Source organism: Chryseobacterium viscerum, assembly GCF_002899945.2.
GTDB classification, from domain to species: Bacteria; Bacteroidota; Bacteroidia; order Flavobacteriales; family Weeksellaceae; genus Chryseobacterium; species Chryseobacterium viscerum.
Window position 1 is genome coordinate 129,665 of sequence record NZ_PPEG02000007.1, and the last position, 25,618, is coordinate 155,282.

Annotated in this window: 21 protein-coding genes; 18 read left to right on the forward strand and 3 right to left on the reverse strand. The window is 32.0% G+C overall.

The genetic code is table 11. The features are described 5' to 3' along the window. Positions 1 to 73 precede the first annotated feature (73 nt). The 13 genes from C1634_RS17105 to C1634_RS17165 all read left to right on the forward strand — a co-directional run bounded on the left by C1634_RS17105 (position 74) and on the right by C1634_RS17165 (position 14,422). Entirely contained in the window at positions 74 to 799 is a 726-nt protein-coding gene (locus C1634_RS17105) for a hypothetical protein (protein ID WP_103232102.1), read from the forward strand. A 62-nt stretch (positions 800 to 861) separates the two neighbouring features. Next, positions 862 to 1,782 (forward strand): carbohydrate kinase family protein, encoded by a 921-nt coding sequence (locus C1634_RS17110; RefSeq protein WP_103232101.1) that lies wholly within the window; start codon positions 862 to 864, stop codon positions 1,780 to 1,782. A 79-nt stretch (positions 1,783 to 1,861) separates the two neighbouring features. Next, positions 1,862 to 2,557: a VIT1/CCC1 transporter family protein gene (locus C1634_RS17115; RefSeq protein WP_103232100.1), complete on the forward strand. Its 696-nt coding sequence runs from the start codon at positions 1,862 to 1,864 to the stop codon at positions 2,555 to 2,557. A 268-nt stretch (positions 2,558 to 2,825) separates the two neighbouring features. After that, positions 2,826 to 3,239: a type VI secretion system tube protein TssD gene (gene tssD / locus C1634_RS17120; protein ID WP_109738811.1), complete on the forward strand. Its 414-nt coding sequence runs from the start codon at positions 2,826 to 2,828 to the stop codon at positions 3,237 to 3,239. Between the two features lie 236 nt (positions 3,240 to 3,475). Continuing rightward, entirely contained in the window at positions 3,476 to 5,335 is a 1,860-nt protein-coding gene (locus C1634_RS17125) for a type VI secretion system Vgr family protein (protein WP_109738812.1), read from the forward strand. Positions 5,336 to 5,432: 97 nt separating this feature from the next. After that, entirely contained in the window at positions 5,433 to 6,527 is a 1,095-nt protein-coding gene (locus C1634_RS17130) for a DUF2931 family protein (protein ID WP_103233057.1), read from the forward strand. 22 nt (positions 6,528 to 6,549) lie between these two features. After that, a complete protein-coding gene (locus C1634_RS17135) occupies positions 6,550 to 8,382 on the forward strand; it encodes a phospholipase effector Tle1 domain-containing protein (protein ID WP_109738813.1) in 1,833 nt (610 codons plus the stop codon). After that, a complete protein-coding gene (locus C1634_RS17140; RefSeq protein WP_103233059.1) occupies positions 8,382 to 9,083 on the forward strand; it encodes a hypothetical protein in 702 nt (233 codons plus the stop codon). The genes C1634_RS17135 and C1634_RS17140 overlap by 1 nt, the downstream gene beginning before the upstream one ends. Next, positions 9,071 to 10,441 carry a DUF4280 domain-containing protein gene (locus tag C1634_RS17145; RefSeq protein ID WP_103233060.1) on the forward strand — a complete coding sequence of 457 codons (1,371 nt, stop codon included), beginning with the start codon at positions 9,071 to 9,073 and terminating at the stop codon, positions 10,439 to 10,441. The genes C1634_RS17140 and C1634_RS17145 overlap by 13 nt, the downstream gene beginning before the upstream one ends. Before the next feature lie 3 nt (positions 10,442 to 10,444). Beyond that, positions 10,445 to 11,389, forward strand: a complete 945-nt coding sequence (locus tag C1634_RS17150; protein WP_103233061.1) for a hypothetical protein — start codon at positions 10,445 to 10,447, stop codon at positions 11,387 to 11,389. Between the two features lie 144 nt (positions 11,390 to 11,533). Further along, positions 11,534 to 12,106, forward strand: coding sequence for a hypothetical protein (locus tag C1634_RS17155; protein ID WP_109738814.1), 573 nt, complete (start codon positions 11,534 to 11,536; stop codon positions 12,104 to 12,106). A 9-nt stretch (positions 12,107 to 12,115) separates the two neighbouring features. Continuing rightward, positions 12,116 to 12,499, forward strand: a complete 384-nt coding sequence (locus tag C1634_RS17160) for a hypothetical protein (protein ID WP_123921495.1) — start codon at positions 12,116 to 12,118, stop codon at positions 12,497 to 12,499. 204 nt (positions 12,500 to 12,703) lie between these two features. Beyond that, positions 12,704 to 14,422: a S41 family peptidase gene (locus C1634_RS17165; protein WP_103234791.1), complete on the forward strand. Its 1,719-nt coding sequence runs from the start codon at positions 12,704 to 12,706 to the stop codon at positions 14,420 to 14,422. Between the two features lie 190 nt (positions 14,423 to 14,612). Here the strand turns inward: C1634_RS17165 and C1634_RS17170 are convergent, their stop codons facing one another. Continuing rightward, a complete protein-coding gene (locus C1634_RS17170) occupies positions 14,613 to 16,016 on the reverse strand; it encodes a hypothetical protein (RefSeq protein ID WP_103234792.1) in 1,404 nt (467 codons plus the stop codon). Positions 16,017 to 16,624: 608 nt separating this feature from the next. Here C1634_RS17170 and C1634_RS17175 point away from each other — a divergent pair. From C1634_RS17175 to C1634_RS17195, 5 genes are all read left to right on the forward strand, one after another. Then, positions 16,625 to 17,698, forward strand: coding sequence for a ComEC/Rec2 family competence protein (locus tag C1634_RS17175; protein ID WP_103234793.1), 1,074 nt, complete (start codon positions 16,625 to 16,627; stop codon positions 17,696 to 17,698). Next, positions 17,688 to 19,043, forward strand: a complete 1,356-nt coding sequence (locus tag C1634_RS17180; protein ID WP_123921497.1) for an ABC-three component system protein — start codon at positions 17,688 to 17,690, stop codon at positions 19,041 to 19,043. Before C1634_RS17175 ends, C1634_RS17180 begins: the two co-directional genes overlap by 11 nt. Then, positions 19,024 to 19,527, forward strand: a complete 504-nt coding sequence (locus C1634_RS17185) for an ABC-three component system middle component 1 (RefSeq protein ID WP_103235552.1) — start codon at positions 19,024 to 19,026, stop codon at positions 19,525 to 19,527. Before C1634_RS17180 ends, C1634_RS17185 begins: the two co-directional genes overlap by 20 nt. A 2-nt stretch (positions 19,528 to 19,529) precedes the next feature. After that, positions 19,530 to 22,631 carry an AAA family ATPase gene (locus tag C1634_RS17190; RefSeq protein WP_109738816.1) on the forward strand — a complete coding sequence of 1,034 codons (3,102 nt, stop codon included), beginning with the start codon at positions 19,530 to 19,532 and terminating at the stop codon, positions 22,629 to 22,631. Between the two features lie 134 nt (positions 22,632 to 22,765). Next, positions 22,766 to 23,041: a hypothetical protein gene (locus tag C1634_RS17195; RefSeq protein ID WP_109738817.1), complete on the forward strand. Its 276-nt coding sequence runs from the start codon at positions 22,766 to 22,768 to the stop codon at positions 23,039 to 23,041. Positions 23,042 to 23,303: 262 nt separating this feature from the next. Here C1634_RS17195 and C1634_RS17200 read toward each other — a convergent pair whose 3' ends face one another. Both C1634_RS17200 and C1634_RS17205 read right to left on the reverse strand, forming a co-directional pair. Further along, positions 23,304 to 24,992: a response regulator gene (locus C1634_RS17200; RefSeq protein ID WP_109738818.1), complete on the reverse strand. Its 1,689-nt coding sequence runs from the start codon at positions 24,990 to 24,992 to the stop codon at positions 23,304 to 23,306. Further along, a complete protein-coding gene (locus C1634_RS17205; RefSeq protein WP_103235509.1) occupies positions 24,989 to 25,612 on the reverse strand; it encodes a hypothetical protein in 624 nt (207 codons plus the stop codon). Before C1634_RS17205 ends, C1634_RS17200 begins: the two co-directional genes overlap by 4 nt. Positions 25,613 to 25,618: the final 6 nt, after the last annotated feature.

Genomic DNA, 25,618 nt, shown 5'->3' on the forward strand with positions numbered 1-25,618 from the left:
TTTTAATCAATGTAACTATCCTGTAGACTATTGCTGGATACAGGATGCTTACTGCCTTAAAAACACTTGAATCATGTTAAAAAACTACTTATTGCTTTTTTCCTCCTTTATAGGAACTTGTTTAGGTGCGCAGGAACTGCATTCTGCGTTACAGCTTCGAAACAGCCATTTGTGGCGAGGAATTGAAGTCTCTGCAGGATTTATTTATACCGGAGATGTACATCTTGATTATAAGAACTTTTATGTCGGATTCTGGGCGGGTGGCAATTTTGATGGCTCCTATAAAGAATTCAATAATTATGTAGGATACAAAAACAAGCATCTTACACTGGAATTATGGGATATTTATAACTTTTCACCCGGTGCGACCTATAACAATAAGGAATTTTTTAACTATTCAGCGAAAGAAACCGGGCGTTTTTGGGATCTAAGATCTTACTATACCATAAGCGATACATTTCCTTTGGTGCTCAGTTGGAATACGGTGGTTTTCGGAAGAGACAGAAACAGCGAAAATACAGGAAATAAATATTCGTCATTTGTTTCGGGAGAATATCCAGTGTACAAAAAGAATGATCTTGAAGTAAGAGGAAGAATAGGCTATGCTTTTGCATTAGACAGCCATGGTGAAAAGAATAATTTCTTTGCTAAAGAATCAGGGTTCAATGAAATAAGCCTTATCATTTCAAAAAGCTTTATCATTCAAGGCTATAAAATTCCCATCGGGATTTGGGGAATGTGGAATCCGGTCAATAATAATGCATTTCTTCAGTTCTCTGTGCAGGCTTATTCATTCTGAAGCAAGGAAATTCAAAATACTAAACCTTTTAAAAACTCAATACATTTAATTACTTTTATATAATGGAACATAAAAAAAATAAAGCAGTCTGTTTCGGTGAAGTTCTTTGGGATATTTTTCCGGGAGAGCAGCGAAGAATGGGAGGTGCCCCTTTTAATGTAGCTTATCACCTTTCCAAAATGGGGGTAGAGGTCAATATGATAAGCAGTGTTGGTGATGATCAGCTTGGGCATGACCTTTTAGATAAAATGAACAACTGGAATATTCCTGCAGATCTTGTTCAGGTCAATACGGAGTATCCCACCAGTACAGTAATTGCTACAGTGGATGAAAATAACGATGCTCATTATGATATTGTGGAAGGGGTAGCATGGGATTTTATTGAAACAACCTTGAAAAACCAAGAGATCCTCAAAACAACAGATGCTTTCGTATTCGGAACATTGGCAGCCCGAAATGAAAAATCCAGAAACACATTATTCCAATTGCTTGAACTCAGCGATTATAATGTTTTTGATATCAACCTCAGAGAACCGTATTATGAGGTCGGAATGATAAAGGATTTACTCCACAAAACACATCTTGCCAAATTCAATAAAGCAGAAATGCGCATGATGCTGGATTTTTTAGGAAAAGACTATACCACCGAAGAAGACAGCATAAAATATCTGCAGGATAAGTTTGATCTTAAGGAAATTATGGTCTCAAAAGGAAGTAAAGGTGCCTTATATGCTCAGGGCGATGATTTTTATCTGTATCCTACCATACCAGTTACAGTAAAAGATACGGTGGGGAGCGGAGATTCATTCTTAGCAGGATTTCTTTCCAAAAAATTAGAAAAAGGAAGCACAGTTCATGAAATGATGACTCAGGCAGTTTCTCTCGGAGCATTTATTACCTCACAGGAAGGAGCATGCCCTGAATATTCATTAGAAGATTTTATCAGATTCAAAAACGAATATCCTGTATCGGCTATAAGCTAAAGCGGTAAAAACACCATTAATTTAAAATGATTCTTGATGAAACATTTGGTAACTTTAGCCTATTACCAAAACAAAAGTTATGCATCATCAGCTGGAGAAACATTATGTAAACAGGATAGGCTGGCTTCGGGCGGCTGTACTGGGCGCGAATGACGGGTTATTGTCTACCACAAGTATTGTTATCGGGGTTGCTGCGGCAGCTCCGGAACGTCACATCATTATTCTTGCCGCACTGGCGGGTATGATTGCCGGAGCAATGTCTATGGCAGCGGGTGAATATGTTTCTGTAAGCTCACAGGAAGACACCGAGAAAGCAGATCTGCTTCGTGAAAAATATGAGCTTGAACAAATGCCGGAAATAGAGCTTAAGGAACTTGCTAAAGTGTATGAGAATCGGGGCTGTACCAAAGAAACTGCTATGCAGGTGGCTATTGAACTTACAGAATATGATGCATTGGGAGCTCATGCCCGTGATGAATTGGGAATTAACGAAATCACACAGGCGAAACCTTTACAGGCGGCAATGGCTTCGTTCGGTTCATTTGCAGTGGGCGCATTATTGCCGTTTACTGTTTCTCTTTTAGCTCCTATTAAACAGATGGTGTACTTTCAATATGGATTTTCAATCATATTTTTAATGCTTTTAGGAGCTGTTTCTGCCAAAGCGGGAGGTTCCAGTATTAAAATAGCGGTGTTAAGAATTTGTTTCTGGGGCACTATTGCCATGGGAATTACAGCTCTTGTAGGGCGTGTTTTTGGAGTGAATTTAGCCTAAAAATTGTAACCGTATTCTTGTGAATAAAATCATCTCCTTGTTTGAAAAACAGGGAGTTTTTTCTCTATTGTAATAGCTCGGTTTTTTGCTTTGTAAATGGTAATGTTTTGATTTACAGCTTGTATTTAGCCTAACAAGTGTTAGTCGTAAAAGTACTACACTTTTTCAGATTTATGCTTGAATTTTATTTTGTTATGATGAATACTTCTAAATTTGGTGATATAACAAACATCAAATCATAAATATTTAACGATTAAAATTTACCATCATGGCAGAAAGAAATTCAAGAGGAATCTTAAAATTCAACAACGGCGAAGGACAAAAGCTGTTAAAATTGAACTACAGCGTATCAAGAGCTACAGACGTATCAGGACGTGTAGCATCAGATCCTTCCAATGCACTTCTTAAGATTACAGTAGAAGCTACTGAAAAATCTGACATCCTTGAAAGTTTATTGAACGGAAAATACAAACCTACAGTAGGAGAGGTAACTTTCAATAAATCTCACGAAGAAGGTACTTTAACGACATTGAAATGGACAAACGGGTATGTCATCCAGCATGAAGTAGATTTCGATGCTGTAGATGAAAACAGTATGTACATCAGTTTTGTGATAAGTGCAGAACAGATCGAGCTTGGAAATTCATCTTATGACGGAGCTTGGCCTGGATCTCAGGGATAAAATCCTTTAACATTCACCCCTATAAAAACAGAATGGTACATCCGTCATAAGGATCGCTATTCTGTTTTTTCGTCAGTGATTGTTTCCTATAATTAAGAAATGATGATTACACTAAGATTAAAAAATAAAGCTGATCATGTGAATTTTATATTGTAAAAAATTGATAACTTTATAGGAAAGGCATTTATTTTTAGATTTTTTTCAAAATAAAACGATCACCAAACACTCTACATAATATGAATAAAAACATTTCGAATTCCGAGAAGATTTCGGAGAATCATATTCCTGGAATCAACCGTGTGGTGAAACTGGATATTGTGATTGAAGGCAAGATGATAAAGCACTTCAAACATTTCCGTTTACAGCAAAGCGTAAAGAAACACCATAATTTTGAACTTACATTAGCCCATGATACTCTAGACGGGGTACAAAATCATGATCTGGAAGAGGCTCAGCAGTTTTTAGGAAAACGATTAACTGTTGTTTTTAAATATAAAAACGTGGAAGGAAGCCCGGAAAGAACTTTTGTAGGAGTCATTACTAAAGTAGGATTCAGCCAGGAAAATCATAATCTTGGAAATATTGTACTGAAAGGATACAGTCCTACTATTTTATTGGATGCTGCACTACATACTCAAAGTTTTGGCGGTGATAAACCGGTCAATATGGGCATCATTGCTGAAGAGGTTATCAAACAGGGAATAGAAAGCAGTAAGTTTGATGTAAAGGTGAATGCAAAAGCATCTTCCCAGATTCTCTACAGCGCCCAGTATAATGAGACCCACTACAATTACCTCTGCAGAATGGCAGAAGCCTATGGCGAGCAGTTTTACTATGACGGTGAAATACTTCACTTCGGGAATATGCCCCCTCAGAATAAATCTCTAGAACTAATATACGGAAGCAATGTTTCTGATGTGAGTGTAGAACTGAAAGCAGTACACATCAAACCCCATTTTTATGGATATAACAGCAGCTCCAATACGAAACTGATTTCCGGGGATACCCCTATAAAACATGTTGGCAACCTTGCCCAAACCGCTTATAAAAATAATGAAGGAATATTCAAAACACCTTCGTTACAGGTAGCTCCTATGAAAGCAGCAACCGATATGGATGTAGTCATTTCCCAAACGAGTACTGCCGGCAGCAAGGCTGTAGAGGTTTTTACGGTTTCCGGAGGAACTACTATTCCGTTTTTATATCCCGGATGTGTTGCAGATATCAATATGCGAAGAACCGATACCAATAAAACCGCTTATTTCACCAAGCTGATGATGACGGAAGTAATTCATGAAGTGGATACTCTGGGACGTTACACAGGAAGATTTGAGGCTATTGCTTCAGACACGGGATATATTCCAACCCCTGATTTTACCATGCCCATTGCGCAGCCACAGATCGCCACAGTAATTTCTAATACTGATCCGCTGGGGCAGGGCAGGATTACCGTAAGATTCGACTGGCAGCTGCATGATACAACCAATTTTATCAGAATGATGTCCCCGGATGCGGGAGGTACAGATCAAATCACTCAAAACAGAGGCTATGTAGCAATACCAGAGGTGGGAGATCAGGTGATGGTAGGTTTTGTTCACCACCATCCGGACCGTCCTTTCGTAATGGGAGGAATGTTTCATGGAGAGACTGCTTTGGGAGGCGGGGTAGATAACCATTTGAAATCAATACAAACCAGAAGCGGAATCCGAATTTTAATGAATGATACCGAAGGAAGTGTAAACATTATAGATCCAAGTGGGAACAATTATTTTATGGATGGAAAAGGAAACATTACCGTTACTGCTCCTAAGAATATGACCTTTAATGTAGGAGAAGATCTCGCGATCAATGTAGGAAAGGATATGAAAACAAGTGTCGGGAATGATAATGCCATTAATATTATCAATGATCATAAGTTTTCCTCAAAAAACTATAAGCAGACAGTCAACGAAAATAAAACGATCAATGTGACAGGTGATCTTAAAGAAACCACTTCGACAACTACTCATAAAGCGAAAAACGGAGATATTTTACTGCAGAGTTCAGGGGTAGCCAAAATGCTGGGTAAAATAGATGCTAAAGTGAACAAAGGATAAGGATGCTGAAAAAATCGTTGATTTCCCTTTTTTTTATCTTTATTAGTGGTGTAGGAGTAATGATCCGTAATTTTTTTAAGGTTGTAAGATATTAATAATGAATAAAATAATAAAATACCTGTTAAGCTTTTTATTTTTCACCCAGATCTCGTGTCAGGAAAAGAAAGAACATCAAAAAACTAAAACTATGACAAAATATGAATGGACTGAAGGAACTTCTGCCCCCTTAGGATATCCCATGGAAGTATACAAAGGAGGAATAGAATGTGAAGGCGGAGAATGGGTAGGACTAAATTTTGGGATAGTACCTGGAAATCATGGTTGGGGATCCATTAATAATGGCATGAGTAACGGTTTCAAAAGCTTGCCAAAGCGGTTAGATTTTATCTGGATGTCTTATATGGAAAATCAGTTTTACCAGATAGATACCGATATTGATACCGAGATGATAAGAAAATATTTTAGCAAAGGATTTGAAATAAAAGGAGCAAGCGGAAAAGGACAACATTTAAACTACGATGTTATTGCTGTAGGTATGGCACCCGGAGGAGTGGTCGTTGTTTGGGTGGCAGGAATTGGTTGGCAAAAAGAAATAGGGAGATATCAGGGTAAAAAAGTAACCATTCCGGAATCTGAAATTGCTAAGCTCGACAGCCATGAAAACCGATTTTGGCGCAAAGATTATTTGGAAATGGTACACTCAAGAGAACAGATTATTCCAAAAAAGATACAGGAAGAAAACAAAGGAAAGCCTATACCATTGGGTTTATGGGATGTTTATAGAACAAGGTTTAGTTGGAAAGCTGTTTTTGAACTTCCGGAAAATTCAAAATTAAACCCGCTAAGAGATGTTGGGATTACTATGATAAATGGTGAAAAAGAACAATTTGATGCTGCAAAAAATCCTTTGTCAGAGTATGACTTTAGAACAATCCCTGGTTCAATCTCAATGTCAGTAGTAGATAAAGATAATAATAGATACGGAGCAGCATGTAATTTGGACGAAAAATCCAGCTTTGATGCTTTTAACAGTGTTTTTGGAGATAATCCCAAAAGTACCAAAGCAGAATTAGTCATAAAAGTGAATGAGGCGTTTAGCTTTTTTACAGTAAAGCTAAAAGGGGAAAATGGGAAAGAAGCTTTTATTAAGACAGATACATTAGAAATATTTAAGTCGAAAAAGAAAAATTAAGAGAAGCCTCAAATTTAGGATTATGGGAAAAACATTTGTGTACAATACTGGAAATTATGCACCTCCTATTGACGAACTTCATTTGGAGGTAGGTGTTTTCTTTGACGGAACTTTGAATAATCTTAAAAATACTGAGCTCCGCCAAAAATATAAGGATGGCAAAAACAAAATTGAAAGCACGGATTCTGAAGAGGAAATTTTACGAAAAGAAAAAGCGATAGAAGATACGACTGAAAAACAGGAAGAAGCGTATGATGATTTAGATGATAAAAAAAAACCAGATGCCGGTTCCGAATATGAGCAGTATCTTAAAGGGATTCACAGGAGCCGCTTAGATAGAATGGGGGTTGATAATAGTTTTAGCAACGACTTTACCAATGTTGCCCGATTGTATAAATGTTGTGAACAGACTAATTATGCTATTTATATAGAAGGTATTGGGACGCTGGATAACCGTAGAGATGTAGATGACGGCTTCCAATATGGATCTGGTATCACAGGGGTAAGAGGAAAAGTAAGAAAAGGATGTGAAAAGCTGGCGGATAGAATTAAAGTAATAATCAGAGATGGTTTAAATGCGGATAAACAATTTACAAAAATATATATAGATACTTTCGGATTCAGCCGTGGAGCAGCCGCTGCAAGGAATTTTGCTTACGAAATCAATGGTAAAAAAAGAACAGTAGATGTTGAGATAAAAAAATCCAGAAAGATAGTAGGATATACTCAGATGGATTCTTCTGAAGGACCAATTACGATCCCCCAATATGGAGATATGTGGATAGATAAGGATAAAATAGAGGTAGATCCTAATTATCTTGTTGATGGAAAGCTTCCGAAATTCGGTTTTCTGGGATATTATCTTTTAAGTAAAGATGTAGTGACCAAAGAAGAATTGGAAGAGCTAGAGCTGTATGTTCGTTTTATTGGGGCGTATGATACCGTATCTTCTTATGAAGAATATGGTGATATGGGAGGATTGAGACGTGTGGGATGGGAAGGAATGAAGCATTCTACGTTAGGATCTAGTTACAATTTTGGAGATGATGTCGAACAGTTACAGTTGCTGAATCCTGGACCTTATTCCAGAGCAGTTCATTTTACAGCAGGCAATGAACATCGGGAAAATTTCTCATTAACCAGCTTTCCGGGCAGTATTGAAAAAGAATTTCCGGGAGTACATTGTGATATCGGCGGAGCTTATGAAAACGGAAAAGAAACAGTAGATGAAATAGAAACGTCTAATCATAAACCGGTATGGTTCTTAAACAAGCGCAGACAGCAATTGATTGATGAACATTGGTATAATAAGGACCAAATTGAAATTAACAATAGTTTCCTCAATGTTATTACGATGGGAAGTGTATACCGTAAAATTACCGGAATCCGTTTCCTGAGGAAAGAATACAGCTATATTCCGCTCCATTTCATGGAAGAACAAGGTAAAAACCATTATGACCATCAGATGATTGCAAAAACAGAAATAAGTTATTCTATAGAACACGACCAATATCTGCCTTCAGCAAAAGATCTTTTGCACCATTATGTCTTTGAAGATGGTAAAAAATGGAATTTCAAAACAGATGAGGTCGTTGAAAAAGAAAAACAGGAAAGAGCAAGAGAAAGATTAGAAAATCCAGAACCGGTACAAGCGCCCATACCTGATGAAGTGATTGATAAAGACGGTAATAAAATTAAAACAAAAACGCTACAGGAAGTTGTGGTTACCGCCTATCATCCTCAGACCTTATTGAGAATTATGCGTAACAAATATCTTCATTGGTCGGCAAACAGAGACTGGATGGGAATGGATCCCAATAGTAATTATGAAAGAATAGTATATCCCCTGAAATAATGTTTACGCTACTTGAAAATCTTCATCAGAAAATATATAGGCTTGAAACCATTGTAAAGGAGCAAAGAAACCCGGTTTATGCTATTACAAAAAGCTATACCCGGCAGATTGAAGTGTATTATCTTGGTAAAACTAAAGAAGATCATCAATTTCAGATTCTGGTGGTTGAGTTCGACTTTTCGGATCAAGATACTGCCATGGGAAAATTTATAAAAAAAATCAGTTACCTGTTTGATGAACTGGAATGCAGGGTTGATAACGAAGGGAATATTACCGCAGTAGATAATCTGCTTTTCCTACGGTTAAGATGGGGTAAAATTCAATCAGAGTTATCAAAAACGCATAAAGGGGAAGCTATAGATAATTATTTCAATCAGATCGGCAGTATATTAGAAGATGAAGCAAAGCTGATTGATTTTTTGACAGAGTATAATATGTTCGGTTTGCTCTTCAATGGTTTGCTAGAGTCATTCGATACCAAAAGAAAAAGAATATCTCCGGACGGATTTACAGAAATTATGACTCCTGAAAAGGATGAGGAGAAAATGATTTTAAAAGTTTCTGCCCAAAATCTGGAACAATCAGAAATTGATGATTTCAAAGGAATATTTATCTGCAAAGGAAACCAATATGAAGAAGGTTTTATAGAAATAAAGAAACAGAATTTTCATTTAAAACATTCATTATTATGGATAGGTTAAATAACGAAGGAGAAGAAAATGCTCCGGAAACTCAAACTCAAAATACGACACAGGATACTGACAAAATGAAGGCTGATAATAAGCAGAAGATGGAGGAGAAGCGTGCGGAAAATGAGGAAAAAGATAAAGCAGAAGATGGGTTAAAAGTTGTCATAGATACTGCAACTCTGGAATGTACATTATGTACTGTTCCCCAGGGGATTATGAAAGTAAATTATGATACTCCAACGATACAGGAAAAGAAAACCGCAACTGTAAAAGAAAGGGGACCGAAAAGTTTAATTTTCACAGGAAACTGTAAAAAGAGTCCACAAATGGCAGCACCATGTGCTTCTGTTATGAATGTAAGAGACTGGCAGGATGTAGGTACCTATCTTTCTCAGGAACAATTTATATTGTTACAGAAAAGTACCATTCCATGTACTTATGGAGGTGTAGATATTAAAATTATCGATAGCGGACAAATTCATCAGCCGGAAACCGTTGATGCCGCCGGAGCTCCCATCCCTGAATCAAAAGAAAAGATAAATGGCTATTTTTATAATTATAATGGAAGTTTTGAAGGAAATGTAAAAGGGCAGAAAAAAGGAAATGAAAATGATGTATATGCCTGCGAAGGAAAGGGGGCGGAAGAAGATATTTACAAAAGTCCTAAAAAGCTAAATATTGTACACAGTGATTTTCAGAAAGTATGTAATATTATTAAACATGAAGGTCTTTCATCAGAAAAAGAAGAATATTTATATATAGCACATACAAATTATAACGAAGCAAAGAGAGTTGGAAAAACAATGTTCCAGTTATTAAACTCCAGTTATTCCAGTGTGGATGCTAAGGATAAGGTTGAGATGAAAACTTCAGAAAAAGATACCATTTCTTTATATTCCAGAGCGGGGGCAATTGATGCTCTCTTAAGAGACGTGGATGAGGTTAAAAATGATCCTACCGATAATGCAACACAATGGGATGGCGAAGATTTTCTTGCCTGGGGTATTGATACTGACTTAAAACCTGATAGTACCACAAAATACGGTCATAATAAGTTTGATGAGTATGATTATATAAAAATAAGTAAAAGCCTGTATGATTCGTTTGAAAGTAAAATAACTGGAAGAAGAGGATCAACTTTAGCTTATAACTCAGTTCATGAAGAAGGTTGTGATAAAGGGACACATACACACAAAACGGTAAAAGGGAAAAATAAAGCAATTTATTCTCTCCCAAATGATGATTTTGCAAAAAAAGACTATTGGACAACAGGTGATTTTTATTATAAAAATGGAACAAAGAGATCCTTTGGTCTGGAAGCAACCCGAGTTGCCGGATATACTATATTTTGGAAAAAAGTAAAAGTTTAATTAATGAGAAAATTAGCATATATATTATTCATTTTGGCAGTGTTTCATACAAATGCCTGTGCACAAGCGCCTAAATCATATATTATCACTCATATTGTTAATAAAACTATTGATAAGGGAGAATATGTTGATGATAAAAGAATTGATAAAAAAGATAAGATAAGTACAAATAACCTTATTTATATATTCAGTCCAAAAAAAGACAGTATTGCTTTTTACAGATTTACCGACTCGCAGGTATCAGAAAAGAAAGTGCCGGATGTATATACCTTAAGGAAAAACGAAAATGCTCTTTTGTTAACCTCTAAAAACGAGAGTTATACAAACAAGCTTAAAATTGCTTTTAATGAAAAAGATAAAACAATTTTAGTGGGAGACAAGGATGTATTTTATTTAAATGGACCTTATTTTAGCTATTTGCAGAAAAACGTTAATGAGTATTTAAACATTCCAGATCTTATTGATTTTTTGGAAGACTTCTTGCCGGGATATAATCTTGGTGATTTAAAATATATCTCTTCATATGAAAAGTATAAACATAAAGACTTTAAAATACTAAAAGGCTATATGGAGTCCTATAGAACCCAGGCAAGTGATTATCTGGACAAATGGAATCTGAAATTTTTATATGATGATAAAGGAATACCAAAATATGTTGTAAAAGAATCTATGGAAGGAGATCAGGAACTGGAGAAAAAAATGATACCATCCAATAAAGGATTTTTGAAATATACGCAACATACCAATATTGAAAGCAGGCTTATCACTGACAGTGAAATTTTTATAGATCCAAACAAAAATGTATATGATGAAAAAGTAACTTCAGTTCAGGTAGGATTAGGAAAAGAAACCCGATATGAAACTAAGCAGGTCTCTTATAAAAGTTTTCCAACGAATGTCTTTACGCTAAATTCAACGAGTATTTCTAAAATTATTTCATCAAAATAAATTATTTCTAGAAGATGTTTAACAGAAAAAATGATAAAATACCTATTCAATATATTATTTATTTTTTTGTTTAGCCTATCTTCATATGCTCAAAAGGTCTCTATATTAAAGGATTCGGTCTGTATTTCTAAAGAATGTTTTGAGTTGCAGGAATTAAAAATAGACACTAAGAATACCGGAATTTATAAGAAAATTCAGAAAAGCTATGACCTTTTTAATGGTACTTCTTTCGACAGTCCGGAGAAAAGATTGAATGCAAAAAAAGATACTTTAAAAAACTTAATTTCAACAAACTCATTACGGGATCATCAATTCGGATTTGAAAAATATAAGATTTTTTTGAATAAAAATGGATTGCTGAACATATCAGTACACATTCAGTCGTATGGTTCTTCATGGGAAGATACAATCTATTATTTCTTTGATGAAAAGAATGATACAGAAGTTGGAGAAAACTTATTCATAAACAAAAAGATACTTCTGCAGCTGTGTCGCAAAAAAAATAAAGAAAATAATGACATGTCCTTTCCGATAAAAAATCTCAGTCAATACAAAATAGATACAGGGGCAACAGGGAATATAACAGGCATAGACTTTATTTTTTATGATCAGAAAAATAGAACCAATAGCGGTTATCCTGGATATTCAGTTTCTTTCAAATGGAAAGAAATTGAGAAATTTATTGCACCACAGTATAGGAAGAGATTGATACAATAATAAGATTATATGTTTATCAAAAAAAATAAAGCAACCTATCCGCTGATTTTCATATTAATGGGTATTGTTACTAACGCTCAGGAAGTTAAGATTTGGAATAAAGCTTTAAATAAAAATATTATACTTCATCAAAAAGTAAGTGAGGATAGTGTTTATTTATCCATAGATAGAAGAGAAAATAAATGGTTGGGTAAGAATATACATGTAAAAACTGTTAATTACTGGAACAATGCTCCGATAGAAGTTACTGCTGACTGTTGTAAGAAGAATCTCTTGATTATCAAAAGGACTTTTTTAGGAAATAATATTGTTGGAGACAGACTTTATTTTAAGAAAAATAAAGATAAATATTATTTTAAAGATCTTAAAGAGTTTGAACAAAAAACAGAATAAGAGAGAATTATTGATTGGAAATCATCTATTGTACAAATGAAAAAGTAAAATTGTTTCTATATTATTCATTTAGTAGAAAAAGGAGTCTATAAAATTAAACTCAAAAAGACTATAAAGCCTTTTAATACTGCTTTCTTTTAAAATTCAAACTAAATGCGAAAAATATTCTTTTAAAAGTGTATTTTACATCACAAATTCAAGTAAATGAAGAATGTTCTTATAGTGTTTTTTGTGATGGCTATTCATGCGACAATTTACGGCCAAAAAGATAACTATACCTATTTTATGAAGACCTGGAATTTCATAAAATATTATCATCCTGATGTTGCTGGCGGCAAAAAAGATGCTGACAGTCTGTTTTTGGAAACTGTTGGGAAAATGAATGAAAAAACAAATGAAAATTCAATCATTACTCTTTTGTCAGGAAATCTGAATAATAAGTTTTCTAGCACTCCAGTTACTGATAATCCGAAAGATGTATTCTCGGTCAATCAAAACTTCAAATGGTATCAGAAAAATAAAAACATCAGCCCGGAAAATAGGACATTACTGAATGATATCTACCATCATAGGTTCATTGCTGAGATTGAAAAGAAAGATAAAATAGCTGATTCTAAAACAAACGAATTCAAAAAAGATGAAAATCTACCATTTGCATATCGCTTGCTGGCATTGGCAAAGCTACAGGGAGTTATTGATTATTTGTATCCCCACAAGTATCTGATGGATAAAAATGCTGAATCCTATTTCTCGGATTTGGTGGATCAGACCGTTCGTTGTACTTCAAGAAAAGACTTTGAGATTATTCTGGCAAAAGTAGTTTCTAAAATGGAAGACACCCATTCTTTCAGATTTTATGATCAGCTGAATTATAAAAATGCAATTTTCCACAGATTATATTTTCCCCCTTTCGACTATGTGATCATGAATGATCATATATTGATTACCCATATTCTTTTACCAGAAATCTGTTCCAAAGCGAATATCCATGTGGGAGATAGAATAACGAAGGTCAATGGTAAAAGCATCCGTGAGATTATTAAAGAAAAGAGAGAACTATTTTCCACGTCCAACCCTGAAACGTTTTTGTATCTGATTTCGGATTTTCAGAAAAATCTGATCTGGCCTGATGATCTGGCTCGTAAAAACTTAGAGGTACAGTCAAAGGATAATAAAACCCATCTTGCAGACACAGAATTTGTTAATTTTTCAGATAAACAACAGCTAGCCATCGTGACGGAATATATCCAGAATAAAGTCCGTTTGCAGCAGCAGTATAAAATAGAGCATAAAGATATTGCCTACTTTAAAATCCATGATGTTTTTGCTTTCATCAATAATATTCCTGATGATAAGCTGGATGAGCATATGGATTCTATTTTCAAAGAAGCATCATCGAAAAAGGCTATGGTCTTTGATATGAGAGGATATCCGGACTGGGGTGGTTTTGTATTTCATTCTGTATACAAGTATTTCTCCCCTGTGGAAAACCGTTTTGGAAAATACTATAAACCCAATCCAAAAAATATTGGAACGTATATTCCCATCAGTTATGAAGGAGGTGGAACTTACTATCCTGATTTTAAAAATAAAACCATCCATCCTTATAAAGGAAAAGTTTTTATAATCGTCAATCCAGAAACCCTTAGCATGAGTGAGTGGAATACAATGAATCTTCAGAATATTTTTCCTCAGGCCCAAACGATTGGCCAAAGAACAGCAGGAGCAGACGGTGATATCAAAACGATAAAACTTCCCGGAGGCTATGATCTTGAATTTACCGGCAATGGTATTTTCTATTACGATGGTTCTCAAACCCAAAAAGTAGGAGTAAGAATCAATGAATATATAAACTATTCTGATGATGATATTATTCAGAAGCGGGATCTTGAGCTCGGGAGAGTTTTGAAAGGACTTGACTAAAGAGATGAATAAGAAGTAAATTTTATTTTGTCCATGTAAAAGGATATTTCTATTTACACAGATTATTTATATAAAGAAATAAGAACACTTACAAAGCGCAAGTGTTCTTACTTTTTTATTTGTGTTGATAGAATTTGCCTGGTAAGAGGTAAAAGGGAACTTTTTTACCTGTTTTATTGAGTTTGAATGATTAATCAATACGAACTACATTAATTGTAAAAGGGGCTAAAATATTCGTTGAATTTGGTGTTGACCCGAAAGATAAGGCTTGAAATGAAAGAGCCTGGCCTGCATTCATTTTTACTAAAGTAGAATTAATACAGGTAACGAATGATGCCGCTCCGGTGGCTTCAGGTAAAGTAACTTTGGTATTGGTAAATGACTGCTGAACTCCGTCCAAACTGATCTGAGCATATCCTAAATAGCCGTCTCCACCATCTTCCGATGATGCTCTTTGAGGATAATTAATGCTAAAATCAACTTTATACAATCCCGTAGAAGATGCTATGAAAGTATTTCCCATCATCTCACTAAGATTGTCAAAATTTTTAGATGAAGGGACCGTATTGGTAAAAGTATTGTTTAATGTAATCGACACGGTTCCGGTACCTCTTGCAGCACTGATGGTCGTTGAGTTTTGTAATTGTACAACGCCGGTACCGTTTATTGTTAAACTTCCTGCAGTTCCTGAAGATCCCTGCAGCCCTTCAAGTCTTATAGGGTTGATAGCATTGATATGAAGTTTATTGGTTGCAGCGGAAGTCCCGATTCCAATATTTCCTGATATAGGATTGATTCTCATTCTTTCGACTAAACCTCCACCCACAGAGTTTCCAATATAGAAATGCTCTTCTGAGCCATTGGTGAGTGTTGCCCCTGTACGGACAGATCCTACGGCCCAATTGGCTCCTCCCGAAGAAGGCCCGTTATTCGTAAAACCAAGTAAGGAATAGTTTCCTGTAGCCAAAGGAGAAGTGTTTCTTAAAGCTACAATTCCGTATTGGTTTGTTCCGGCTGTAGCATCAATCAGATTATATCGGTTCAAACTTGGGAGAGTAGAAACTACGTGAAATTTTGTCTGAGGGGCAGCAGTTCCTATCCCTATTCTGTCATTGGCCCCATCCACAGAAAACGTAGATCCGCCAACTGAAAAACCGTTAGTAGCCGTCGTAGTGAATGCCAGAGAATGGGCATCTTGTGTCACCACTCTGTTTCCTGAAAGACTCCCGTCTATATTATAAAGGTTCATCGAAAAGGGAACCCATTGGAATCCGGTAAAATAGTAATATCCAATATTATGAATACTGCCAACCTCTGCTACACTTGGGGGTGGGGGGACACCGATAGGATCAGTGATGTCTGTGATATAAACGAAGGCTCCTGTTTGTGCAATTCCGTAAGTTCCCGGATCCTTATCTGCTAACTGTTGTTTAGAAATTCTGGGAGGCAGAATACCATCTTTCATGCTTGTATTTGTAGATCCGGTAACATCTAAAGTGGCCTGTGGATTAGGTGTATTAATCCCTACCTGTGCATGTACAATCACTGTTATGCTTGATAATGCGATCAGGGAATAAAATTGTTTGATTTTCATGTCGCTGGTTATTTAGTTTTTAGTTTTCTTGTAATTGTTTTTAATTGGATTGTGTTTTTAGAAAAAGTATTTCAGTAAGTGTCTGTAAATCAAGGGTACAAATTTATTCTAATTTTGAAATTTATACGATACGTAGAAATACTGCATTTTTATACAATAATATCTACAGAAGTAAAAAGGTGAATAGAGTAGGATAAGAGAAGTTTTTGAGTTTTCCGTTTATGATGGCCAGCTGGTAAATTTGAGGAGACAGAATGTTGAATGTCATTATTTTACCTGAACTTTTGTAAAGGTGTAGCTAGTTTCATTGATTCTGTCAAAACAAGGGTACATTCGTATTGTAAAATAGTCACTTCCTTAGACTTCTCGTTTCTTCAAAACGCTTGTCATTCGTTGCTTCTTTGTTCAAAATTCACCTTAAACTAATTTTTGACTTAGAAATTAGTACGGTTTTCCATAATGTAAAGTAAAGATTTCTTTAGTATATTTAGCATTTGTATAAATAAACTATAACCAACATATGAAAACTGATAAAATCAATAACCAATTCATAATTGGTTATAATACTAGTCTAAGTAATTCTATCAACAGCCTAATTTACTTGTAATATGATAGTTAAATTTTTACAAGCGGGAAACGGAGATTCTATAATTCTATCTTTCAATGATGCCAATCAAAATCGTAATATTATAATAGATAGTGGTGTTAGTGCTACATATTATAATCCTTCGTCAAATACTTTTGGTCCACTAAAGGATGAAATTGACAGAATAAAACAAAATAATGAATTTATTGATTTATTAATTTTAACTCATATAGATAATGACCATATATGTGGGTTTCTTACATGGTTTGAAAATGATAAAAGTGCATTTAAGCTTATAAAAAAAATATGGTTTAATTACAGTAATCTTATAGCTGAGCATTTTGAAAAACCAGAAAATGAGGATTTGCAAGTCAAATTAAATATCTTTAACTCTGCTCAGACAGGTATAAAAGAGGCTATTGTTTTTGAAAAATATTTAGAAAAATTTGAATTGTTAAATAAAAATGTAATCATTGAAAAACAAAAATTTGAAGAGAACAATTTAAAAATTGAAATTTTATCCCCTACCGAAACACAATTAGAAAAACTTTTAAGAGAGTACAGGAAAACAGATTCTTCAGGTAAAACCAAAGGGAAAAGAAAAGATTGGGATATAGATCTTAAAGATTTTATCAAAGAGGAGGAAGAAAAAACGTTTAAATTTAAGGAGGATGATAAAGTGAAAAATGGAAGTTCAATATCATTTATATTAACCTATAATTCATTGAAAATGTTATTTCTTGCAGATTCACATCCAAGTGGAGTAATAAAGGAATTAAGACGATTAGGTTATAGCGAAGATAGCCCATTAAATGTTAACCTGATGAAAATTTCACATCATGGGAGCAAGGCTAATACAAATAAAGAGCTTTTACAAATTGTAAAAACAAATGATTATATATTGAGTACAGATAGTTCTGGTAATTATCATCCTAATAAAAGGACTATTGCACGGATTATAAATTCAAATCGAGATGCTATTTTTCATTTTAATTATGAGCATGTCAGAAATGAAATATTTACGAAAAATGATAGAAAAGACTTTAATATTGTTGCTAAAGTAACGAATGAATTAAAATATGAACATGAAGCTTGAAGAGATAAAGTTGTACAATGTTAAGGTTCACTATGGAAGTGGGTGTTTATTTCAAACACCTAATACACAAGAATGTACATATATCTTAACATCAAAGCATTTATTTGAAGGTGTTGATTTTGAGGAAGATGGTAGTGAATATGAATATCGTGAAGAAGATGGAACTGAAATTTCTATTAAAAGATTAGTAGAAAATGATAATATTTGGGAAGAAGATGAGATTCCATTTACTCTCATAAGAGGAGAAACTTATTTTCCACATAAAGAAGCAGATGCAGTAATATTAAAATTAGAACTAAAATTAATTGGATATGATAATTTAAATATCTGTACTAATTTTGATAAAATTAACGATTACTCTCTTTATGGCTATCCTATGCAATTTGAAACATTAGATATAGGTAGTCAAGACACGTCGTATAAAATTTTGGAAAAGGATCTTCCTGCTAACTATTTAATGGGTGCACAACTGGTTAATAAGACACTCGAAAAAATACAAATTGAAGGAATGTCTGGTGGAGCAATTATAACAGTTGAAGATGATTATGCTAATATTATTGGAATACAAAGTCAAATGAAGCATCCACGTTGGGCAAATGGAAAAATTTACTTTGTTCCAATTCGATACTTTAATGAAATTATTGAATACGAAGAATATTCTGGTAAGTTATCCAAGCTAAGTCCTTCCTTTTTTGAAAATTTTGATTTTTTAAGAGACGATTCTTTTGCACTAGACGTTGATTTTATTGATGAAAATAAAATAGCATTTACAAAGCAGCATTTAAGAAATAAAGCTTTAGAAGTAGTTAAATCTGATATAACTCCGATTGCAATTAAAGAATTATTTAGGTGTAATTTTTTAATTGATGAATCTGAAAATGATTGTTTGAATTCAAAAAATATATGGTTAGGTTGGTTAGAGTTTTTGACTATAATTAATATCGTTAAACAAGAAAATATTTCATTACAACAGTTAGAAGATATATTTAAAAGTATCAGATTAAAGTATACTCATGTTCAAGATTGTACGACATTATTTCAAAGTGGCTTATCAAAATCTGATTATTTAGGGCTAAAAGAGGGCGGTAAGGTTGTGATAGATTCCAAGAACCCACCTAAAAGAGTATTTAATATTTTACCTGGGAAAATGGTAGATATTGTTAGGGCATATGATAAAAAAGGATTTAGGACAGATAGAGGAATTGATCCATTAAAATCTTTTGGATTTGTGCATTTAAATTATTTTAAAGAAATATTAATTAATAAAATGGATGAATATGCTAATCTTACTGAAATCGAATTATTTGAAAATTTAAAACAGCAATATGATGAATTACTTAAATGAAAATTTTGAGCTAGAATTTCCTCACATTTCCTACAAATACAAGGAGATTACTTTTGGAGGTATCATTCCTTGTTTTTTTATAAATATTTCAGAGGAAAATTTACAAAAAGATTGGCAAGCAATAACAAGTTTTATAGCTTTAAATTATCAATCTGAACTTTCTAATGAATTTAGTGTCTGGAACATTTATATATTTTTTTTGTTAGAAAAAGAAATAGAGGATAGCTTGAAATATTTAATTGAAAATGATACTTTTTCATGTCGAAAAATTGTAATATCACCATGTCAGAATATAGAAGAAATCATTAATGAGCATATTAAGAATTCTGATCTTACTGTTAACAAAGATGAACCATTCCAAAATGTGGAATTTGAACGTAATGATTTGTTATGGGATGCCTTAAGTGAGATCGGAGATAAAAAAAGAAAGACAAAAGAACATTCTTTAAGTTTAGATAAAATAATAATAACTCTAAGAGGATAAATATGAGATTTAAAAGAATAGAGATATCCGGTTTTAGAATATATGATGACCCCAAAGATGCTACTTTTAATTTAACAAATGAATCTGGTGACCCAGTCGGTTTTGTATCATTATATGCGCCAAATGGTTTTGGTAAGACGTCATTTTATGATGCTGTTGAATATGGTATGACAAAATCAATAAATAGATTTTTTATCCGGAATAAGGAAATAGAAAAGCTTGCAAGCTTTCAACGGTTGCAAAATGAAATGCCATTGTTGAGAAATACTAAATCACCAGATGAACGTGAAACATTTATAAAAATACTTACTGATAAAGATGATAATCCAAGAGTAACAAAATTTGAAAAGCATGGAAATCAGATATATGATTTAAACTTTAAAAACCCTATTGAAGATACTTTTCAAAAAGTTATTTTATCTCAAGAATGGATATCAGCATTTTTAACAGAGCAAGATGGAGAATTTCGTTATCAGAAATTTATGGAAACTCCAGAGTTGTCTTCAATAAATTACTATTATAATAACTTAAAGTTACTACACTCTGAACTAAAAGCAAGAATATCCAATGAGGAGAAAATTGTAGACACAAATATTCAATATATACAAAAGCTTCAAAGTAATGATATTTTAAAAGTTGTTAATGGGCAAATTCAAAAGATAAGAGAATTGAATTCAGGCACATTACTTCAAATGCTGTATTCTGGATCACCCCAAGAAGAGATTAAAGAATTAAAGGATATAATTGTAAATGAAATCGCATTGATTAATAATGAAGAAGACCTAAGAGAAGAGCTTGAAGAAATATCGATTGCAAAAAATGGAAATGAAAAGATTATAGGGCTGAAAAATTATTTTTCTCTTTTAAATACTTATAAAAATAATCACGAAGAAGAAGTTGCTATAGAAGATTGGTTAAAAGTGTTTGATAGCTTAGATAAATTAAAAAATCAGTTTGATAATAACAATTCTAAATTAAATGAATTTATTGAACGAAGAAGTGAATTAGGTAAAGTTATATTTAACTATTTTTTATACGAAAAAAGTAAAGAATCTCTAGAAGGAAAGCAGAAGGAGAAAAATAAAAATAATATTCAAAAAACTAAATTGTTAGAAGAAATATCTATTCTGAATCGCAAGAAAGAAGAGCTAAATAGTCAAATAAAAGTTTCTTCAACAACGCTAAATGAGCTAATCAAAGAAAAAGGTCAACTTCCTCAATTAAAGCAGGATTTAAAAGATCTTTCCGAAAAAATTGATCTTTCTGAAAAAGAATATATTTCTATATCAAATCAACTTGAAGAAAAGAAAATTTTATACAATTCTTATAAAGAGGATATTATTTTAATTGAGAAGATCACTGATAATTTTATTAATGATATATATCCTTCTATTTCTGATGATGAAAAACTTCAGACATTACTTGAAGAGTTAATTTTAGACAAAAGAACTTTGTCTGATAAAAAAAGATTATTAAATGATATAAATATTAAAATAAATGAACAAAGTCATTTAAATCAATCAATTACAGATCTAATAAGTTTGGGCTTAGACATCCTAAATAGTAAAGAAAGTCAAAATTGTCCTTTATGTGATAGTGCTTTTGATTCTTATAATATTCTAGTAAGTAAAATATCACAAAATAGGATTCTTGATGATACTTTGAAAAACTTATTTTCATTAAGGAATGAATGTGAGAAAAGTATCATTCTATTAAATAATTTAATAGAAAGCAAGAGAGACAATGTAAGAATGAGTTATGAAAAAAAGTTAAATTTTTTTAAAAATGATTCAAAAACTATTGAAGATATTATTTTTAAAATAGAAAAAGAAGAAAGAAATATTTTAAGTAATATAAAAAATGATAAGGAAAAGAAAGAAGCTATAGAATTAAAATTTAAAAATGAGCCTCTCCAAATTTATGAAAATAACCTTAATCTTGATATTGTTATTCATTCACATAAAAATAAGGCTTTATTAGATGAATTAGATGAAAATCAAATTGATATTAATAAAAATAAAGAACAGCAAGAGTTTGTTGATTCTATAACATTATTAATTGATGATGAAATAGCTCAAATAGAGAATGATGACAAACATAAATTTGTTGTCAATTATTTTAACATAGAATTTCCAGGGAAAAGTGTATTGTTTTCCGATTTAGAAGAAAGAAATATTTCGCTATCGACAAATATTGAAGAATTAAGAGATATACAAGAGAAACTTAATTTAGAAATAACTTCTAATGGAAATAATGTTAAATCTCTAAACAAAGAGCAATTAATCTTTAACTTGAAAAAATTGAAAGAATTTGCTCTTGAAAATAATTTCAAACTTGATAACTACTTGAATTTTTTAAGAGAAAAAGTAGGGGGAATTTCTTCTATTATAACTGAAGATATTCTTACTTTAATTCTTGATAACAGAACTTTGCAACTAAATGAAAGTATTAATAATGTTAAAAAACTGAAGGATGAGTATGAAAAATTAACTAGTTATAGTGATAATATCTGGCCATTCTTGTTATCTGAAAACTCTAAGAAAAAAGTAGAAAAAGCTCTTGGAGAAATAAAATTTTTAACTGAAATTGTTGAACCACAAATACTATATGAAAGAGATAAAGCTAGAATATTTTTGCAAGGAAGTATTGAGAGTTTTTTTCATGAAAATTTGATTAATGATCTATATAAAAAAATAGACCCTCATCCAGATTTTAAATCAATCGAGTTTAAGGCTAATTTTGATACCGATAATCCTCGATTAGATGTTTTTGTTCGCAATGTTAAGGATGAAAGTGTACTGATTCCTAATTTATATTTTAGCACAGCTCAGATCAATATTTTAAGTTTGAGTATATTCCTAGCTTCAGCTTTAAATTCGAAAGATTATGAATGTATTTTTATTGATGATCCAATTCAATCAATGGACAGTATTAATATGTTGTCTACAATCGATCTTTTGAGAAGTATAGTTGTTAATTATAAAAAACAAGTTATACTTTCAACCCATGATGAGAATTTCCATGATCTACTGAAGAAAAAGATGCCTGTGGATTTATTTAATTCAAAATTTTTAGAATTGGAAACGTTTGGTAAGGTAAAATAATTTAGTGGCTAATATGATTTTGTATAAGAGCATTTAATACACTATTTAAATACATGATTTGCATCTTTTATTTTATGGAATGGAAATAATATAAGTTTTTATTAATTTTATCCCTATATAAAAAATTATAAACAATGATAAACTATTTAGTTTTTGACACGGATGAAAAAAAACTGATTTTTGCTGCGTTGAAATTACGAGAAAAAATAATAAGTGGAGATAGAGATTTTGAAACTTATTTATATAATATTCAAGAAGAAGTGAGCAAAGAAAATGTTTTTCTTTCCAGATCACAATTAGATTCTATTCAAAATTATTTAGGAAGTCTTTTAGACTATAAGGATGAGTATGATCAAGCTGCGGTTATTGATTTAGAAAATAAAATTGATGCAATTACAGAACTTCCATAATTATGATTCTTAATAAACAACATATGTAAATTGTTGTTAATCAATATTTTACGAAGTAATTCAAGAGCTTCGCATTTTTATTTCATTATTTTTTGAAAAAGCAGATATGATGAAATAGTTATAGAATCCATTAATATCTTCGAATATAAATTTTTGTACTCAGATACTTATCAGCTTTAATTGTTTTTAGTATATTCGATTTTTTTCTGGTGTATCTATCACAATAAATTTTCATTTGGATATTACTAAGAATTCAGCAGTTCTATTCTTTTAATTTTGACGAAGCTTCATAAATTATTTGACTTATTAACTTTAGCTCATCAACATTAAAGTTTTTCTTCGTTCCATGAAAATAATTATTTCTTGCATTACTTAATTTAATAGTTGAAATAGTTTTTGAAACATCTATTTTAAAATAGTCAAGAAAAAGTGCAGTTAGAAAAAAAGGTAAGGAAGCATCAAAAGAGCTGTATTCTTTCCTGTATTCTCCATTTTTTCTGAATTTATTTCCATCAAGTTCATATTTATACATAACGACTTCTTCAGCGCCGATCTTATAACTATAATCTTCATATTTTAAATAATATTTTTTTAAAAGTTCGAAAAAATTATAAAAAGATAAGAAAGCTATGTCGATTGTAACGGGATTCTCAAGAGCTATTAGTATTAAAGCTGATATACACACTGTTAATTGAATTTTGAGGTTTTTAATTAACAATTCGTATTCAAAATTATCGAAAGTATCAACTTCACAAAGTGATATGGATATTTTATTACATAATAATACAATATTTTTTATAAATGCTTTTTCTGATGCTTTTTCAATACTTTCTATAAACTTTTCAACTGAATCCAAAGATGTTTCCCTGTTTATAATATTTTCTGGAGAGTTCTTGATTATAAAATAGTTTGCTCCAGCAAGTTGTAATTTTTGGAAATTCCAAACTTTATTTGAAGCTGTAAATATGAGAACTTGTATCCCCAAATTAATTTCTTTTATTTGCTTAAGTATCTTAAATCCAGAAAGATCCTCTGGAGTTTTATCTTTTTCAAAATCTTCTTTAAAAAGTCGCAAATCCAAAATTACGATATCAGGATCAAAAGTTTCTATTTCTGATCTTATGTATGATTCTGAGAGAGAAAATTCCTTATCATTAAAATCATATTCAAGAGTTTTAAACTGATAGGATGATTTATTTTTAAATATGTATTCAAAAATTTTATTCCATCCTTTATTCCATTCATCATCAATATATAGTATTTTTCCTCCTCCTTTAAAATTGAGATTAATAGAGGATGCTTCAAATGAAACAGGGTGCTTTAGTGCAAGATATTTGTAATACAATAAACCTTCTATATTTTGTCTAATATTTGAAAAAGATTCGTCAAATTGATCTAATTGTAAAGCTTGTGACCATTTAAGTAAACTCCATTCATTTGCTATCGCATGATGTGAATTATTTTCAGCATAGGGTTTAATTCTCATTTTAAGTATAAATTCATCTACTTTTTTTAATGATCTTAGCTTATTTTCATTAAAAAGTTTAATGTATTTGCTAAAATCCTTGGGATTATCTTCCATTAGATAGATACCTTCAGTAAATAATATTTCTGATAATTCTCCCGTAAGTCCAAGAAATTGACAGGATTCCTGACTGATAAGAACAATTGGGATATAACTTTTTTCCTTTAAGCTCAGAGTCATTCTTATGTGACAAGCTAAACGGATACCGTAATATTCCATAAAGTTTTCAGTTAAGCCAACTTTAATAAAAATTATATTACTACCATTAATTTTATTGCCTAAATCTTTGTTTATAATTTGATCGTGAATATAGAAATCTACGTCTGTAATATCAGAATCAATATTAAATACAAATTGCTCATCTTGATTAAAGTACTCTTCAGAGTTTAAAGCAGTATTTTGACTATGAATTATTAGTTTATTCATATTGATTCATATATTAAATTTTCTAAAGCTATTTTGAACTGCAGTATTTGTTCTTCATTAATTTCTGAAAACTCATTTTTGTCTAACCAATCTAAATTAAAATCACTAATTTGATTTTTTGGAATATTTAAATCTTTTATTCTTTTAATTGTTTTTAATTGTAAACGTAAATTTAGATTTTCATTGATTAAAAGTAATTGATTTGTTTTCCATCTTAATCCATATTGAAGAATTAATAAATTTGTATTATTATATTGACTTGAATTATCACAAAACATCTTTAAATTGATAGAATATAAATTTCTTGAGTTGATATGTAAGTATGGAAATGCTGAGTCATTATAAAAACTAGAAGATATCCCTCCTGAGAAGAAAACAAGTGGTATTTTATTTTTAGTGCAATAAGTTTTAATAATTTCTCGTTGAAAGATTGTCACGGCTGATCTATGAAATATTAAGCAGGAAAACGATTCAAGCTTATTTGTGATTTCTTTATCCAAATCTACTTTTAAATCAGATAATTCTGACTCTGTAATCACATGTATATTTGGAATTGATTTTATTTCGAAATCTATGAATTGATCCATTCTTCCAATTCGATCTTCTACTAATGCAATCATCTCTAG

Coding starts and splice junctions, on each gene's coding strand:
- C1634_RS17105 (WP_103232102.1), top strand. CDS start 74: ATGTTAAAAAACTACTTATTGCTTTTTTCCTCCTTTATAGGAACTTGT.
- C1634_RS17110 (WP_103232101.1), top strand. CDS start 862: ATGGAACATAAAAAAAATAAAGCAGTCTGTTTCGGTGAAGTTCTTTGG.
- C1634_RS17115 (WP_103232100.1), top strand. CDS start 1,862: ATGCATCATCAGCTGGAGAAACATTATGTAAACAGGATAGGCTGGCTT.
- tssD (WP_109738811.1), top strand. CDS start 2,826: ATGGCAGAAAGAAATTCAAGAGGAATCTTAAAATTCAACAACGGCGAA.
- C1634_RS17125 (WP_109738812.1), top strand. CDS start 3,476: ATGAATAAAAACATTTCGAATTCCGAGAAGATTTCGGAGAATCATATT.
- C1634_RS17130 (WP_103233057.1), top strand. CDS start 5,433: ATGAATAAAATAATAAAATACCTGTTAAGCTTTTTATTTTTCACCCAG.
- C1634_RS17135 (WP_109738813.1), top strand. CDS start 6,550: ATGGGAAAAACATTTGTGTACAATACTGGAAATTATGCACCTCCTATT.
- C1634_RS17140 (WP_103233059.1), top strand. CDS start 8,382: ATGTTTACGCTACTTGAAAATCTTCATCAGAAAATATATAGGCTTGAA.
- C1634_RS17145 (WP_103233060.1), top strand. CDS start 9,071: ATGGATAGGTTAAATAACGAAGGAGAAGAAAATGCTCCGGAAACTCAA.
- C1634_RS17150 (WP_103233061.1), top strand. CDS start 10,445: ATGAGAAAATTAGCATATATATTATTCATTTTGGCAGTGTTTCATACA.
- C1634_RS17160 (WP_123921495.1), top strand. CDS start 12,116: ATGTTTATCAAAAAAAATAAAGCAACCTATCCGCTGATTTTCATATTA.
- C1634_RS17165 (WP_103234791.1), top strand. CDS start 12,704: ATGAAGAATGTTCTTATAGTGTTTTTTGTGATGGCTATTCATGCGACA.
- C1634_RS17170 (WP_103234792.1), bottom strand. CDS start 16,016: ATGAAAATCAAACAATTTTATTCCCTGATCGCATTATCAAGCATAACA.
- C1634_RS17175 (WP_103234793.1), top strand. CDS start 16,625: ATGATAGTTAAATTTTTACAAGCGGGAAACGGAGATTCTATAATTCTA.
- C1634_RS17180 (WP_123921497.1), top strand. CDS start 17,688: ATGAAGCTTGAAGAGATAAAGTTGTACAATGTTAAGGTTCACTATGGA.
- C1634_RS17185 (WP_103235552.1), top strand. CDS start 19,024: ATGATGAATTACTTAAATGAAAATTTTGAGCTAGAATTTCCTCACATT.
- C1634_RS17190 (WP_109738816.1), top strand. CDS start 19,530: ATGAGATTTAAAAGAATAGAGATATCCGGTTTTAGAATATATGATGAC.
- C1634_RS17195 (WP_109738817.1), top strand. CDS start 22,766: ATGATAAACTATTTAGTTTTTGACACGGATGAAAAAAAACTGATTTTT.
- C1634_RS17200 (WP_109738818.1), bottom strand. CDS start 24,992: ATGAATAAACTAATAATTCATAGTCAAAATACTGCTTTAAACTCTGAA.
- C1634_RS17205 (WP_103235509.1), bottom strand. CDS start 25,612: ATGATTGCATTAGTAGAAGATCGAATTGGAAGAATGGATCAATTCATA.